Origin of the sequence: Methanoregula sp. (assembly GCF_002835825.1) — an archaeon.
In the GTDB taxonomy this organism is placed as follows: Archaea; Halobacteriota; Methanomicrobia; order Methanomicrobiales; family Methanospirillaceae; genus Methanoregula.
On the sequence record NZ_PIZH01000013.1, the window covers coordinates 1 to 14,086 of the forward strand.

Here is a 14,086-nt window from a genome sequence, read left to right on the forward strand (position 1 = left end):
CCCGGACCGGAGTGCCCTCTCGATACGCAAGATCATCGAAGACAGGACAGGTGTCAGGATAGGGGTCATCGTTGGCGACAGCCGGACCGATGCCATGCGGCTGGGGTGCAGCGGTGTTGCGATAGGAGCGGCCGGGGTCACTTCCGTTATCAATGACCAGGGGAGGTCTGACCTTTTCGGGAGGAAACTCGAGGTCACAAAACGGGCGATTGCAGACAATATCGCATCCGCTGCGGAACTCGTTATGGGTGAGGCCGATGAATGCACTCCCGCCGCCATCATCCGCGGGATTGGTCTTCCAATCGGGGACCATATCGGTGTCGAGACGATCGATGCCACCGAATGTCTCTTCATGGGGGCGTTTGCCAAAAACCGGATGCAGGGGTGAGATTACCGTCTCCGCCGTTTTGCGAAGGTAATCTTTGCCTCAAGCGCTTTTTTCTTCTCCTGGATAACACCCGGGAGAGCATTGTCCACCACAAGGGATGCTATCTCGGCAAAGTCACGGATCATGTCGATCTGTTCCTCCGGGGTAAAATCCTCTTCATCGATCAGTTCCCGGAACTCAGCCTCGCCTTCAACCGCTGATACTGGGGGAGGAAACGTTACGCGGCACTTCGTGTGGCAGTAGCGGCACCGGCTCACGTACTCTCCGGCCATGCGGTCCTTCACGGAAAGGATCCGGAAGTTCCTCCCATCGCACTTCGGGCAGGACCACTCCAGCGTAAGCGCCTTTAAGATCCCCTCTGCATGCTTTGAGAAGAGTGATTCAAACATCAGGAATACCTGCCATGAACACTATAAAAGAGCGTTTTCCGGGCTCCCATATTAAGGAAGCGGATGCGGGGGCTGCTCCCCTTCACCCACTCTTCCATGATCCGGCTCTGACCACTAGTATTCCATAAGGACGCGCAGGATATTCTCATGCTCCCGGCCACCCGTTCTCTTCGAATGTGATCAATCCCTTGTGGTAACATTGATTGGATGAATTATCTGCAACAGGGCACCCCTTATGAGGATAAAAGGAAATTATTGAACCAGGGCTTTGACTATGTGAGAATGGTGACTGGCAGGGAGAAGCCACAATAACCCCTATGCAATCGGGCGAAAAGGGAAAAAGCGTTGTTACCCGTTCTGCATGCATCCTGAAAGGGAGACCCCCGGGCACCCTGATATTTCCGGGTTCCCCGACAGCCTCGCAGGGAGGGTGTGCTGATATATGGCATTCCAATGCCAGCAGTGCGGCGAATGCTGCAGCTCCATGGGCTCGGTCATCAGCATCCGTGAACAGACCGAGCCCTTCGAATACCGGCTCTGGTTTACGACTACCCTGGAGGAACGGCAGGTCCGGATCGATCCGGACAAACGGGATCTCTTCTCTTCGCAGGATATCCTGGCGAAAAGGCCGATGGCCTGTCCATTCCTCCGCGAGCGTACGCCGGGAGCGATCATCTGTACGGTCCATTCCACCCGTCCCGACCTTTGCCGCCAGTATAGCTGCTTCCGGATCCTTGTATGCAACAGGAGGGGAGAGCGACTTGGTCGCGTGATGGACAACTTGAAATATTTCACAACCATGGACCACGAGCTCCGCACCGTCTGGGACAAGGAGATCGCGCCGATCACCATCGCTGATGAGGCTTGTTGGGAAGAAGAGGTTGAGAGGATCCTGTCGGCAGCAGGATACCGTGTATTACACTGACGCGCCGTTGTGGGAACTGTCAGGAGGTGCCAGAATCGCTTCCCTGCGTTCCTGTGACGTCATCGCAGGAAAGACCCAGCTTCCTGCATGCTGCCCGTGCCGCTTCCCGCTCCGCCTTCTGGATGCTCGCGCCACTCCCACTACCGAGCACCTGGTTGTTGAAGATCACTTCAAAGGTAAAGACCGGCCGGTGGTCCGGTCCCTCGCGTTTTGTCTCCCGGTAGATGGGAACGGCCCGAAAGCGCTTCTGGAAGTATTCCTGCAGCATCCCGATCGCGTTCTCTTCAGGGCTGGCCTGGTCGATTGGCTCCCGCAGGAGACCGTTGACGAAGAATGCCACCTCGTCAAACCCGATCTCGCAGTACAGGGCACCGATGAATGCCTCGAACGCCCCCCCGGCTATGCGTTCGCCGTACGTATTCTGCCCTGCAATGGCCGGAGGAATGAGACACGAGAAGACTTCGAAATCTACCAGGTTCCGGACAATGGCATCGAGCGCGTGGTTCGAGACGATCCCGCTGATTGCGCGGGTCATCTCCCCCTCGGTAAGCGCGGCATGTTTCCTGGTGAAAAGGGCCTGGGCAACAATGAGATTTACGACACGGTCGCCCAGGAACTCGAAACGCTCCCACTCGGCGATCGAAATGTCCCAGTGGTCCTTTACGGGATCACCGTAGGCTGTGTTGAAGCAGGAGACAAACGTCGTGATGGTCCGCCCCAGGTCCGGCCGGGGTGCACGGAGAAGTTCGATGAGGGGCTGGCACGAGTGTCCGGTCATTTCATGCTATTCGGATACCTTATAAGATATTGTTATCGTTTCCGCACACAGCGTACGCGACCAGTATCGGTTGCAAGGGAGAAACCGAGGCTCTCGAGGTATGCCCGGCTCTTCCCGGTGCCGTGGATCAGGAGTTCGACCAAGTCATCCTCTTCGTCAATATCCGTATGGAGCCGGAACGAGTCCACCACCTCGACCGAAAGCCCGGCATCCGTGGCGATCTTCATGTGCTTCAAAAAGCTCGTGCCATAGTAATCGACATGGAATTTCTTTGGCTCCTTCATGAAGATGACATTCGTGCCCCCGCCCCGGCCGGGAACGATTGCCATGTCCTTTGTCGTTGACGTGACACGGCGGATCGATGCTTCGTCGGCAAGCGGGAGGTCAGCCATCAGGATAAGGAGGCCGTTCTCTACCGTGGGGAGGATCTCGTTTAAGGTCTGGTTCAGGTCAGCATCCTTCACGGTCACCTGCACAAGCTCCGAATCAAAGAGTTCCGTTCCCACGACAACCGGGCTGCACATGGCGTCCTTTGCTGCGCTGACCACATCCTCGAGCATCGCAAACGCGAATGCCTCACGCTCTTCCTGCGAGAGGAGGGAGGAGAGTCGCGTCTTCGGGTTCTTCGGCTTGTACGGGATCAACGCATGCGGGCACATACCAGAGATCGTGTGCAGGGTGACCAAAAATAGGTGCTGATATGCACCCGTGAACGAAATGAATGGTTTAACATTTTTGCCGTCCCAGATTCCGGTAATGGATGGACCAAAATATACCATAAAGAAACTGCCCGCCCGCACCGTGGTCGGTATTGCCCGCCGCACATCGAACTCGGAGGCGGCAGGCATCATCCCGGGATGCTGGCAGGCATTTCTCCAAAACAATGGGCCGGCACGGATCCCTCACCGGGTGAACCCCCCGGTCATGTATGCGGTCTACTCGGATTACGAGAAAGACTGGACCGGGACGTACTCGTACCTGCTCGGGTGCGGCGTGACCCGTGCCGACAAAGTGCCGGAAGGTTTGGAAGTCCGTCATATCCCTGCCCAGACCTACGCGGTCTTCACGGCAAAGGGCAAAATGCCGGACGAGATCGTGGGTGTCTGGGCGAATGTCTGGTCATCGGATCTCCCGCGGACGTACACGTTCGACTTCGAGGTGTATGATAAGCGGTTCGCTCGTCCCGTGGCAAAGGAAGCAGATATATACGTGGCCGTGGATCCGGACCAGATGAAAGAAACCGCCTGACCTCCACCTTTTATTCTCAAACTGCTTCACTCATGCCGCAAAGGAAAGGAATGCCGGCACGAATGCCAGCAGGACCGCAACGGCCACGGGGATGACAAGATTATCATCGACAGGGGAGATGAGTTCGATGATCCCTGCCAGTACCGCGACTGCGGCAGCCCCGGCAGGAGTCAGGAGCGGCAGCAGGACGATGGCCGTTACAGCAATGCCGGAAAGGGTACCCTCCCATGATTTACCATTGTAGATACGGTGTGTCCCGAACCTCAGCCCTGCAATTGTTGTCACACTGTCAAGGACCGCGAGCGTGACAATTGCCGGTACCGAGATGGTGACGGGAAAGAGAACGACCACTGCAAGAACGCTGACAGCAAAGGTGAGTGCCCCCCGACCGGGAAGACGGTCGTTCCGGTCAAGGTGCCCGACCAGGAACGAGAAGAGCGGGATGTTATGCCCGCGAAGGAGAAGGTCCACCAGCACAATGCCGATTAAGAGCCCCCCGGCAAGGATCGCGGTCGCTGCTGCCTGCCCCGCGATGTGGACCATTGCTGCCACGAGAACACCCAAAATGAGGTGGATGAGTTTGCGGACAAACTCCTGCATTGGTGAATCTTTGTTGCAGGGAACAAAAAAGCCTCTGATAGTGGAGGCGGGAGAATGCCGCCCCCACAGACCTACTGGACCGGAAGCGGGGTTTCCTCTCCCCCTTCGCGGTACGTGCCTTCGGGCAGCATGATGACAAAACGCGCTCCTTTCCCCGGCTCCCCGTTCTCCGTTACCGTTATTCCGGTCATCGCGAGGATTTCCCGGGCCAAAAAGAGCCCCCAGCCGGTCCCTTTGCCATAGCCCCGTTCAAAGATCCGGTCCTTGTCCGCGGCAGGGATACCTTTCCCGTTATCCTCGATGATCACCTGTGCGTGAGTGCCGAGGTCCTCGAACATAATCCGAATTTCTGTTGCCGTTCCCCCGTATCTGGCGGCATTGTCGAGAAACTGGAAGAGTGCCTTATCCAGGAAACTGTCGGCAAACACCGCAACCCGGCCCACAGAAACAATGACCTTGATTGCCGGATTGTCAAAAATTTCCATGGCGCGGTGGACCGCATTGTCCAGTCCCTGCCAGCGGGGGGGTTCAACCGCAAGGTTCTGGTAGTCCTTGGCAAACTGGAAGAGACGCCGGATCTTGTCAACCGCATACTTCTCGCGCTCGATATAGGTCTTCTGTTTCTCATCAGTGACAATCATCTCGAGCAGTTCATTGTACCCGACAATCGCGGTCATCTGGTTGAGTACATCGTGCCGGGTGACACTGCCGACAAGCTGGAGCTTCTTTTTCAAAAACTCGTTCTCGGCTCTGAGGGCAGCAATCTCCTCAGCGGGTGACCCGGTACGGTCACCGTTTCCCCTTGCACTTCCCCCATCACCGTTGTTTTCGAGCATTGACATCTTCAGGTCCCGGTACGCCATGGGCATTCACGGCAGAATATAACAGGTTAGAGATGGTTAACCCCAAACCCTCATTAGGGTTGTCCTTATCGCATGATCGGAGCGAAGACGCGGGACGGATACCAGCCTTCATGAGATCCAAGGAATAAGTTCATGTACATGGATCGCCGCACGATCACCTTTTCAAGAAATGTTTTCCTGCCGCTCACGACCGTGTGCCGGAACCAGTGCGGGTACTGCTGCTTCCGGACGCCAGTCCAGGAAGGCTGCCTCATGGCACCGGCAGAGGTGGAAAAGACCCTGCAGAACGGTGCTGCCCTTGGGTGCACCGAGGCCCTCTTCACGTTTGGCGAACGACCGGAGGAAGAGCCGGGCTTTATTCAGATGCTCACCCCGCTTGGTTATGAGACGATTCTCGATTACTGCGAGGCCATGTGCCGGAAGGCTATCGAGTGTGGCATCCTCCCCCATACGAACGCGGGGATCCTGACATACGAAGAGATGGAGCGCCTCCGTCCGGTCAACGCGAGTATGGGCCTGATGCTCGAGACCACCGCGGAGATCCCCGCTCATGCGACATCGAAGGGGAAGTCCCCGGACGTCCGGCTCGCGATGATGGAGGATGCCGGAAAACTAAAGATCCCGTTCACCACCGGGCTCCTCCTCGGTATTGGCGAGACCATGGCCGACCGCGAGGACTCGCTTTTTGCCATCCGCGATCTCCACAGGCGCTACGGCCATATCCAGGAGATCATCATCCAGAACTTCTGCCCGAAACCCGGGACACCACTCGGAAAAACCCCCGTACCCACTACGGATGAGGTCTGCGCAACCATTAAAATGGCAAAGGATATCCTCCAGCCGGATATCGCGGTCCAGATCCCGCCAAACCTGATCGACGCCAGCCTCCTGATAGAATGCGGGGTCGATGACCTCGGCGGAGTCTCCCCCCTGACCATCGATTACGTGAACCCGGAGCACCCGTGGCCGGCACTCGATGAACTGAAAACGATCGCAGGGGACGCCCGTCTTGTGGAGCGGCTCTGCATCTACCAGCGGTACATTGACAAAGGATGGTTCGACCCCGGCATGCAACCCCTGATAAACCGGCTCGCACATACACTACAGGCAAGGAGCAGTGAACCGTGAAACAGAAGGGCCTCCTCTATTCCGGAAAGGCAAAGTCCGTATACCGCACGGACACGAAAGGACAGCTGATCGTGGAGTTCCGCGACGACATCACCGCGTTCGACGGGGGAAAGAAGGATCAACTCAGGAACAAGGGCAGCTACAATGCTGAAGCTTCGGCGTTCATCTTCCAGTACCTGGAGAAGAACGGCGTTAAGACTCACTTTGTGGAGATGCTCGACCCGCGCCGGATGCTGGTGCGGGAACTCTCCATGATACCGCTCGAAGTTATCGTCCGCAATGTTGCGGCCGGTTCCATTGTGCGCAACTACCCGTTCAAAGAGGGGACAAAGCTCAATCCGCCCGTCATTGTCATCGATTACAAGGACGACTCGCGCCACGACCCGATGCTCAACGACGACCTGATCGTTGCGCTGAAACTTGCGACCCTCAAGGAGCTGGCAGCGATCAAGAAAGCCGCCCTCAAGATCAATGCCCTGCTCGTGAAACTGATGGCCGCGCAGGGGATCACGCTTGTGGACTTCAAGATCGAGTTCGGCCGTGCAGGAAAGACGATTTGCCTTGGCGACGAGATCAGCATGGACTCGATGCGTCTCTGGGACAAGAAGACGAAAGAATCTCTTGACAAGGACGTGTACCGGTTCGACAAGGGCGACGTGATGGCCACCTACAATCGCGTTGTGAAACGGATCACGAAGACGGCAGCACAAAAGAAAGTTCCGGCAGGAACTGGCGGAAAGCCGAAGGCAAAACCTATGACGGCAAAGAAACCGAAGGTTGCCGCAAAGAAGCCGGTAAAGAAAAGTGTGGCAAAAAAGAGATGAGTCACGGATCCTGCACCTTGTGGGCTTCCGATCGCAAAGACTAATGTGCCTGATGCCCACACTATGGTGACAAAACTGCCCGAATGGATACTATGACAGAAATACCTTCAGAAGAAGCGGACATGCTCAAATGGGCGCAGGCATATGCGCACAAGCATGGGTGGAGCCTTAATACCGATGAGAAGCAGCTTGGCACCGTGATCCGCGGGCTCGTGCGGAACAAGGCTAAGTTCGGGCACCCGTACTGCCCCTGCCGTCTCCGGAGCGGGGACGAGGAGAAAGACCGGGCCATCGAATGTCCCTGCGTCCATCACAAGGAAGAGGTGGCAAACCTGGGCCACTGCCACTGCAACCTGTATTTCAAGGAACCCCAATAGGCCGCGCAGTTTTCAATGCCCGGTCACGGTCTCCCCCCGCTCACATCCCCCAACCCCCGCATCCTTATTCTGGGAAGCTTCCCGAGCGTCCTCTCGCTTGAGCACCAGGAATACTACGGCAACCCGAAGAACAGGTTCTGGGCAATCATAGGAAACCTTTTTTCCATCCCGCAATCGCTTCCCTACCCGGAGCGTACTGCACTCCTCACCGCGTGCGGCGTTGCGCTCTGGGACGTTGTCGCATCCTGCGAGCGGCCGGGGAGTTCTGACAGCCGGATCAGGAAGCCGGTTCCCAACGACGTTGCAGGGTTTGTCCGGAGGCACCCGTCAATCCGGATGGTTGCACTGAACGGGACAGCCGCCGGCCGGCTTTACCACCGGTTTTGTGAAGTACCTGGCCTGCCCTCCGTAGTGCTGCCTTCAACGAGCCCCGCGAATGCTGCAATGCCATTTGAGGAGAAAGTCCGCGCCTGGGAAGTAGTAAAAAAAGAGATCTGAGCCGGAGTCCTTTCTACCGTTCCATCCGGAACTTCAGGAAGATAACGTGGTAGATCGCATAGAACCCGCAGAGCACCGCTGCCGTGTACCCACCAATGGCTATCCATGAGATTTGAGTGGGAAGCGTGACGGACGAAACCTGGAGTACGAGCGAAGACCCGATGACAAGCGACGCAACGACCATCCCCATCAGGAGCTTGTCGCTGAACCGGTCAAGGGACATCTGGAGTTTCTGGATATCGTTCTCCACGATCTCAAGCTTGAACGAGCCGGTTGACAGCCTCCGGAGCATCAGGTTGATATTCCGGGGCATGTCGAGCAGGGCATCGGCTCCCTCAAGGAGCGCCATTGACGCACGCTTCATGTATCCCTCAGAGAACGTGTTCACATCGGCAAGTTTGGAGAGGTACGGGGTGATCTCCTTGCCGAAGTTGAACTTCGGGTCGAGCCGCACACCGATGTCGAGGACCATAACAAAGACCTTCAACAACAGCATCAGGTTCATCGGGACCTTCAGCCGGTAGCGCCGCATCGCTTCAGTCAGCTCGGTAACAACGAGCTCGAAGTTCAGCTGCGAGACCCCATCCCCGTCGCCACCCGAGAAGTCATGCATCATGATGTAGAGGTCGTCTCTGAGCGCCTCGCGGTCCTCCTCGGCAATCACGATCCCGAAGCCTTCAAGCGAACGTATCATCAGCTCGATGTTGTCCGTTGTCAGGGCAAAGAGGAGGTTGATGAAGTTCTGGCGTTTCTCCGGGCGCAGGATGCCGACGATCCCAAAGTCCAAAAAGACGATGTCCCCTTCTTTTGTCACGAGCAGGTTGCCCGGGTGGGGGTCGCCATGGAAATACCCGTCCTCGAAGATCATCTTGAGGTATGCATGAAACCCGCGCACACCAATGGCATGAGGGTCAAGGCCCATTGCCTCGATGGCCTCGCGGTCATCGATCCGGACTCCCTCGATGAATTCCATGACCAGGAAATGGGGCTTTGAATACTCCCAGAAAATCTTCGGGAACCGGACCCCAGGGAAGTTCTGGAAATTCCGGGACATGCGGTTGGCGTTCCGTGCGTCCCGGGTGAAGTCCAGTTCTTTGACAATCTGGTGGGCGAAGTCATCCACCATCCCCTTGGGATTATAGAGCCGGGTCTCAGGAAGGACGGTCTCTATACGCTCGGCCATGGACTGGAGGATCGCGATATCCAGCTCGATTATTTCCGGGATGCCCGGGCGCTGGATTTTCAGGGCGACCTTGGTCCCGTCTCGAAGGTACGCCCGGTGGACCTGCCCGATGGATGCGGATGCTACCGGGGTTTCCTCAATATCGCCAAAGTAGTCCTCCCACTCGGGGCAGTTCTCCTCAATGATGGTCATGACCTCGGAGAAGGGCACCGGTTTCGCATGGTCCTGCAGCCGCTTGAGCTGCTCGATCATCTCCGGCGGCAGCAGTTCGGTCCTCGTGCTCATGATCTGCCCGAACTTCACAAAGGTCGGGCCGAGTTCCTCAAGGGCAAGCCGTATCCGTTCGTAGATGGTCGTGCCTTCGGCCGCTTTGTCTCCCCCGGGGAGTTTGAACCGTGCCCGCCCGGGAAAGAGCTTCTCGAGGCCGATGCCAAAACCATACTTGCTCAGGATATCCACGATCTGAGCGTACCGGACGATACGGGTGACCATGCGTACCACTTGGATGTGGTGATACTTAATGCGTGCTTTCCGCCAGATGCAGGGATGGCAGGAGGAGTGCGGTTACAAAAAAAGGTGCCAGCAATTACCACCGCGCTGCATCGCCACGCGGCCTTTGTTCAGGGATGGATGCTGCCAAGGTTGTCATCAATGTTCACCGTGAGGGTGAACGGGACTACGGACAGGGACCTGGTGCTCCCTGCAACGGTTACGGGTTCTGCAGAACAGCAGCTGAACGTATTGGTTGAAACCAGCCAGGCGCCGGAGCACCCCTGGCCGGGAAGGACTAAAAAACCTCCCTGTCCTGTACAGGTATCAGCTGCATACCGGGTGACCGGGGCTGCCGTTGTTACGGAAGGGGAGAGGGGCGCAGTTGTCCGCTCAGCCGTGGGTGCTGTCACAACGGTCCTCTGGACAATGGTTGTCACCTCAGCCGGGGTCACTGGAGAGCGGGTCACCGCGGCAGTTACCGTTGGTGTCTTTTTCTGGCTCTCAGGTCCTGGGACGGAGAGGCACCCCGCAGCCAGCGGGAAGAGGATTAGCAACAGGATTGCAGAGAGGGCGAAGATCCCTTTTTCCGCCTTCATAGTGCATCCCTCATCTGGTCTGCGGTATTGTAAAGCCGGAGGGCAAGCGTGTTGAGCTCGGTATTCAGCTCGGTTCCCAGGTCCATGGAGGAAGCAATGTCCCGGTATACCTGGGCAAGGTCGGACAGGTCTTTCTGGACAAGCCTCAGGGGGGTCTTTGTGTTCTGCAGGCTTCCGGTATTGAGCATCCGCTGGGCATTGGTAAGATCGTTCTTGGTCTTTTTCACGAGAGCCTCTGCGTCGTCGATATCGAGCAGGATCGGGATGAGTTCGGCATTCGCCTTATCGCACAGCGCTGTTGCCCGGTATCCCTGGTCGATGAAGAACTGGAACCGGATGGTATCCGGTACCTGTTCCTGGACTTCTGCCAATTTCTGGATGAAATCCTGCGAGAGCGGCTGGATTTGCTGGTTTACAGACCGTATCGAGGTCTCGGATTTGGATGCAAACGCTGCACTCACCGCTGGCTTTCTGGATGCGAAGACATCGAGGGAACGCTGGGCTGTTGTGGTGTCGTATCCCTGCGCTTTCAGGATATCGAGCCGTTCCTGCCCTTCCCGGACCCAGGTGTCGAATGCAGCGAGCTGGGCTTTTGTCCTGATCGTCCAGTACTGCTCCTTTTTCTGCAGGATGTAGGGATTGTTGGTTTTTACATCCAGGATCTGGCTCTCCAGCACGTCCCATTTTCCCTGCCCTTTCGCCATCACGGAGAGGGCCTCTTCAGTGAACTGCCCGGTAGTGTTGCGCATCTCTTCGATCAGCGCGTCAACCTCCGTGCTGGTTGCGGTATCCTTAATGCGCGTTTCCTGCTTCCGGAAATCCGCCAGGAGCCGGTTCATCCTCGTGGTATCCGAACCGTAGAGGGTATCGCAGTACTTGACTGCAATTGCAAGATCGTACTCCTTGTCAAGGGCGGTCCAGGCAAGGTGGGCCTGCCGTATTGCCACGGTATCGGAAATCTCCCCGTCTGCTGCCCCGGCAGGAAGGAAAAGAAGGGACAGGAGGGCGATCGCGGAAACCGTCAGGAGTGTCCACCTCCACCCCTGGCATCTTCTCCCGATAGCGTGCTGTTGTCCCGGCATTATTAATAAAGAAATTATTGTTGTTCAAATATCAAGATTTGCCGGATCCTGCCTTTTTGCCGCATCCATGGCAGATTGTGCGGCATCAGGGTTTCCGGAACACGACTATACGGTTGGAATTCGTACCCTGGGAATTATTTTCAACACCCCAGATATTGGAAGTCTTCGTGAAGACCTGCTGGTTGATAAGGATACAATCGCAGGTAAACCCGGCACGGATCCCGAGGGGGACAACGTGCTCTTCGAGCCGGACGCTCCGCTTGCGCACCTCCCCGACTTCGAAGGCAACATACCCGCCCGGCTTCGTGATACGGTGCAATTCACAGAAGACCTGTCCCATGATGGCCGACCAGCTGTTAATGGTCCGTGCCATCGTGATCCGATTCCCGATCGTCTGTTCGTCGAGACCGTTGAACCAGCAGCGGAGCCAGTTGTCTTCCCGGTACTGCACGATGTCGAGGAACGGGGGCGACGTGACCGTCAGGTCCACGGACTCATCCGGGATCTCTTCTGTTAAGCGGGCATCTTCCGAGAGCAGCCGGGCACTTTTTCCCGCCCGTGCAAGGTTCCGGCACTCATCTTCGGTGAGCGTCCGGAGCAGGCTCTTTGTCTTGGAGAGGATGATCTGCCGGGTATCCCGGTATTCAGGCACCTGGCTGCGCTTTTTATTGATCTTCTCCTGGCTCTGGGGCGAGACCGCCTGGTTGGGCGGGAGCGTATAAACAGAGAAAAATCCCTTTGAATGCCCCGTCAGGCGGTTGGTTGCTACCATTGCAATCCAGCGATCGATCATATCGTCGCGGTGCGTTGTCCTCCTTGCCTGAAGGTATTCCCTGAGGGCCGCAATCTCCTGCTCTGTTGCGGGATGGTAGAACATCGACAGGTCGATATCCGCCCCGCTCCCCTCCTTTGGGATCAGCGCGAGTCGCTTCTCCACCTGGGCAAGATCCGGGGGGAAGAAACGGGGCTCGGTCATCACGCGGGAGAGCGGGTTGATATCGTTTGCGACAACGCTCCTTCCCATGAGTGCAGCTTCGATAACGGTGGTTCCCCTGCCGCTGAAGGGATCGTAGACAACATCCCCTTTCTTTGTCAGGAGGGAGATGAAGAACCGAGGCAGCTGCGGCTTGAAACACGCACGGTACGATATCTCATGGAGTGAACCCCCCTGCCGCTGCCGGGAGGTCCAGAATTCCCCGGTGAATTTTTTCACCTCCTGCTCATCGAGCGTTGTTGGTTCCTCCTGCATGGACGGGCCTGCGTACAGCACCATCTCATGCAGGTAATCCGCCAGGTCCATACCAGCGGGAAGGGTTACGCCGGGCGTCATGTCGTACGAAGTGGTTGGCTAGGAAAGGGTATATGCTGTGTGGTGTGATGTTGCCGCCACCGATATGCTCACATGCCGGGGAGAGAATATGGTCTTTTACAGTGCGTTGCGATGACAATAGGAACGGATCTCTCCCGCGGGGCCGGCCGGGAGTTTATGGAAAGAACAAAATACCGCTTAATCGGGAAGAGCGACCAGCAGAGGGGTGTGCCCCAGCCTCCGCTTGAAGTACCGGCCGAACCGGGCAAGGCTATTTTTGATCTTCCCCTGCCAGCAGCCTTTGACATTCCCCACGTGGATCTCCGGACTGCTATCGAGCAGAGGCAGAGCGTACGGCAGTATATTCGCGAATCCATCACGCTGGATGAACTCTCGTTCCTCCTCTGGTGCACGCAGGGTGTAAAGAAGGTATACGGGTCCCAGGCAACCTTCCGTACGGTCCCTTCGGCCGGGGCGCGGCATCCATTCGAGACGTACCTGCTTATCAATGACGTGGAGGGGCTGGAGCCGGGACTCTACCGGTTCCTGGCACACTCCCACCGTATCCAGCAGCTTGACACCGATCCACACCTTTCCCAAAAGGTCAATGCGGCCTGCTTCGACCAGCAGTTCATTCTCAGGTGCAGTGCGGTCTTCCTTTGGACTGCCGTTCCGTACCGGATGACGTGGCGCTATGGTGAGCGGGGGTACCGCGATCTCCATCTCGACGCGGGCCACGTATGCCAGAACCTGTACCTTGCTGCCGAAGCCGTGGGATGCGGGGTCTGTGCCATTGCGGCGTTCGATGACGACGCCATGGACCACCTGCTCGGGATTGATGGCGAGAACCAGTTCCTGATCTATCTTGCAACCGTCGGGAAAAAAGAAGGGGGGCCTGCCGGTTACTGACTATGATGTGTGGGCCCCGACTGCATCAAATGCAGCCGGGTAACGGACCATGCCCCCGATCCCGTCGAGCGCCCCGGGCTTTAAGGAGAGTGCCATAAAGGCATCATCCGGACAGGGGAACGGTGGTATGATCCCTGCATCGCTGGCAGCCGTAAACCCGAACCGGGGATAATACAATGGATGACCGACCACGATCACGATGTGGTGGCCGAGACGCCGGCACTCATCCAGCCCCTCCTCGATAAGAGCTGCCCCGATGCCCCGGCACTGGTAGTCCTGGTGGACACCGAGCGGGGCGAGTGCCAGGGCTGGTGACGCGACCGTTCCGGATACAATCTGAACCGGGGTGAAGAGGATGTGCCCGATGATCCGGTCGCCATGCACGGCAACAAAAGAGAGATCCGGGTTGACAACGCCATCGCTGCGAAGGGCATTGACAAGCCGCGATTCCCCGTCCTGGCCGAAGGCCTGGAGGTGGACTTCGGATATTCCAGGGG

General features: G+C 57.2%; 18 protein-coding genes. 8 read left to right on the forward strand and 10 right to left on the reverse strand.

Features of this window, described 5'->3' with window-relative positions; genetic code table 11:
- Positions 1-388: coenzyme F420-0:L-glutamate ligase (locus CW742_RS01045; protein ID WP_292415564.1), on the forward strand; the 388-nt coding region annotated here is incomplete at its 5' end.
- A gap of 2 nt (positions 389-390) precedes the next feature.
- On the opposite strand, the gene CW742_RS01050 is transcribed toward CW742_RS01045, so the two are convergent.
- On the reverse strand, positions 391-777 hold the full coding sequence (locus CW742_RS01050; RefSeq protein WP_292415565.1) for a hypothetical protein: 387 nt from the start codon (positions 775-777) through the stop codon (positions 391-393).
- Positions 778-1,219: 442 nt separating this feature from the next.
- On the opposite strand from CW742_RS01050, the gene CW742_RS01055 reads away from it, so the two are divergent.
- Positions 1,220-1,702, forward strand: coding sequence for a YkgJ family cysteine cluster protein (locus CW742_RS01055; protein WP_292415566.1), 483 nt, complete (start codon positions 1,220-1,222; stop codon positions 1,700-1,702).
- A gap of 19 nt (positions 1,703-1,721) precedes the next feature.
- Here the strand turns inward: CW742_RS01055 and CW742_RS01060 are convergent, their stop codons facing one another.
- Both CW742_RS01060 and cofC read right to left on the reverse strand, forming a co-directional pair.
- The gene (locus tag CW742_RS01060; RefSeq protein WP_292415567.1) at positions 1,722-2,480 is read right to left on the reverse strand and encodes a ribonuclease III family protein; all 759 of its coding nucleotides are present in this window, start codon (positions 2,478-2,480) and stop codon (positions 1,722-1,724) included.
- A gap of 32 nt (positions 2,481-2,512) precedes the next feature.
- On the reverse strand, positions 2,513-3,139 hold the full coding sequence (gene cofC / locus CW742_RS01065; RefSeq protein WP_292415568.1) for a 2-phospho-L-lactate guanylyltransferase: 627 nt from the start codon (positions 3,137-3,139) through the stop codon (positions 2,513-2,515).
- 97 nt (positions 3,140-3,236) lie between these two features.
- On the opposite strand from cofC, the gene CW742_RS01070 reads away from it, so the two are divergent.
- On the forward strand, positions 3,237-3,728 hold the full coding sequence (locus tag CW742_RS01070; protein WP_292415569.1) for a GyrI-like domain-containing protein: 492 nt from the start codon (positions 3,237-3,239) through the stop codon (positions 3,726-3,728).
- Between the two features lie 30 nt (positions 3,729-3,758).
- Here CW742_RS01070 and CW742_RS01075 read toward each other — a convergent pair whose 3' ends face one another.
- Positions 3,759-4,328 (reverse strand): diacylglycerol/polyprenol kinase family protein, encoded by a 570-nt coding sequence (locus tag CW742_RS01075; protein WP_292415570.1) that lies wholly within the window; start codon positions 4,326-4,328, stop codon positions 3,759-3,761.
- 71 nt (positions 4,329-4,399) lie between these two features.
- Positions 4,400-5,191: a sensor histidine kinase KdpD gene (locus CW742_RS01080; protein WP_292415571.1), complete on the reverse strand. Its 792-nt coding sequence runs from the start codon at positions 5,189-5,191 to the stop codon at positions 4,400-4,402.
- 138 nt (positions 5,192-5,329) lie between these two features.
- Between CW742_RS01080 and cofG the strand changes: the two genes are divergently transcribed.
- From cofG to CW742_RS01100, 4 genes are all read left to right on the forward strand, one after another.
- The gene (cofG, locus tag CW742_RS01085) at positions 5,330-6,319 is read left to right on the forward strand and encodes a 7,8-didemethyl-8-hydroxy-5-deazariboflavin synthase CofG (protein WP_292415581.1); all 990 of its coding nucleotides are present in this window, start codon (positions 5,330-5,332) and stop codon (positions 6,317-6,319) included.
- Entirely contained in the window at positions 6,316-7,143 is an 828-nt protein-coding gene (purC, locus tag CW742_RS01090) for a phosphoribosylaminoimidazolesuccinocarboxamide synthase (protein ID WP_292415572.1), read from the forward strand. Before cofG ends, purC begins: the two co-directional genes overlap by 4 nt.
- 83 nt (positions 7,144-7,226) lie before the next feature.
- Entirely contained in the window at positions 7,227-7,520 is a 294-nt protein-coding gene (locus CW742_RS01095) for a ferredoxin-thioredoxin reductase catalytic domain-containing protein (RefSeq protein ID WP_292415573.1), read from the forward strand.
- Between the two features lie 15 nt (positions 7,521-7,535).
- The gene (locus CW742_RS01100) at positions 7,536-8,018 is read left to right on the forward strand and encodes a DNA-deoxyinosine glycosylase (protein ID WP_292415574.1); all 483 of its coding nucleotides are present in this window, start codon (positions 7,536-7,538) and stop codon (positions 8,016-8,018) included.
- Positions 8,019-8,031: 13 nt separating this feature from the next.
- On the opposite strand, the gene CW742_RS01105 is transcribed toward CW742_RS01100, so the two are convergent.
- From CW742_RS01105 to CW742_RS01120, 4 genes are all read right to left on the reverse strand, one after another.
- Complete coding sequence (locus CW742_RS01105; RefSeq protein ID WP_292415575.1) at positions 8,032-9,693, reverse strand: AarF/ABC1/UbiB kinase family protein; 1,662 nt, start codon at positions 9,691-9,693, stop codon at positions 8,032-8,034.
- 128 nt (positions 9,694-9,821) lie between these two features.
- Entirely contained in the window at positions 9,822-10,289 is a 468-nt protein-coding gene (locus CW742_RS01110) for a hypothetical protein (RefSeq protein WP_292415576.1), read from the reverse strand.
- Positions 10,286-11,371: a hypothetical protein gene (locus CW742_RS01115; RefSeq protein WP_292415577.1), complete on the reverse strand. Its 1,086-nt coding sequence runs from the start codon at positions 11,369-11,371 to the stop codon at positions 10,286-10,288. The genes CW742_RS01110 and CW742_RS01115 overlap by 4 nt, the downstream gene beginning before the upstream one ends.
- A gap of 85 nt (positions 11,372-11,456) precedes the next feature.
- Positions 11,457-12,701, reverse strand: a complete 1,245-nt coding sequence (locus tag CW742_RS01120) for a DNA methyltransferase (RefSeq protein WP_292415578.1) — start codon at positions 12,699-12,701, stop codon at positions 11,457-11,459.
- Positions 12,702-12,812: 111 nt separating this feature from the next.
- Here CW742_RS01120 and CW742_RS01125 point away from each other — a divergent pair, with 111 nt between their 5' ends.
- Entirely contained in the window at positions 12,813-13,589 is a 777-nt protein-coding gene (locus CW742_RS01125) for a SagB/ThcOx family dehydrogenase (RefSeq protein ID WP_292415579.1), read from the forward strand.
- On the opposite strand, the gene CW742_RS01130 is transcribed toward CW742_RS01125, so the two are convergent.
- Positions 13,590-14,086, reverse strand: a 497-nt coding sequence (locus CW742_RS01130; protein WP_292415580.1) for a GNAT family N-acetyltransferase, incomplete at its 5' end; no start/stop codon positions are given.

Coding starts and splice junctions, on each gene's coding strand:
- CW742_RS01050 (WP_292415565.1), bottom strand. CDS start 777: ATGTTTGAATCACTCTTCTCAAAGCATGCAGAGGGGATCTTAAAGGCG.
- CW742_RS01055 (WP_292415566.1), top strand. CDS start 1,220: ATGGCATTCCAATGCCAGCAGTGCGGCGAATGCTGCAGCTCCATGGGC.
- CW742_RS01060 (WP_292415567.1), bottom strand. CDS start 2,480: ATGACCGGACACTCGTGCCAGCCCCTCATCGAACTTCTCCGTGCACCC.
- cofC (WP_292415568.1), bottom strand. CDS start 3,139: ATGTGCCCGCATGCGTTGATCCCGTACAAGCCGAAGAACCCGAAGACG.
- CW742_RS01070 (WP_292415569.1), top strand. CDS start 3,237: ATGGATGGACCAAAATATACCATAAAGAAACTGCCCGCCCGCACCGTG.
- CW742_RS01075 (WP_292415570.1), bottom strand. CDS start 4,328: ATGCAGGAGTTTGTCCGCAAACTCATCCACCTCATTTTGGGTGTTCTC.
- CW742_RS01080 (WP_292415571.1), bottom strand. CDS start 5,191: ATGGCGTACCGGGACCTGAAGATGTCAATGCTCGAAAACAACGGTGAT.
- cofG (WP_292415581.1), top strand. CDS start 5,330: ATGGATCGCCGCACGATCACCTTTTCAAGAAATGTTTTCCTGCCGCTC.
- CW742_RS01095 (WP_292415573.1), top strand. CDS start 7,227: ATGGATACTATGACAGAAATACCTTCAGAAGAAGCGGACATGCTCAAA.
- CW742_RS01100 (WP_292415574.1), top strand. CDS start 7,536: ATGCCCGGTCACGGTCTCCCCCCGCTCACATCCCCCAACCCCCGCATC.
- CW742_RS01105 (WP_292415575.1), bottom strand. CDS start 9,693: ATGGTCACCCGTATCGTCCGGTACGCTCAGATCGTGGATATCCTGAGC.
- CW742_RS01110 (WP_292415576.1), bottom strand. CDS start 10,289: ATGAAGGCGGAAAAAGGGATCTTCGCCCTCTCTGCAATCCTGTTGCTA.
- CW742_RS01115 (WP_292415577.1), bottom strand. CDS start 11,371: ATGCCGGGACAACAGCACGCTATCGGGAGAAGATGCCAGGGGTGGAGG.
- CW742_RS01120 (WP_292415578.1), bottom strand. CDS start 12,701: ATGACGCCCGGCGTAACCCTTCCCGCTGGTATGGACCTGGCGGATTAC.
- CW742_RS01125 (WP_292415579.1), top strand. CDS start 12,813: ATGACAATAGGAACGGATCTCTCCCGCGGGGCCGGCCGGGAGTTTATG.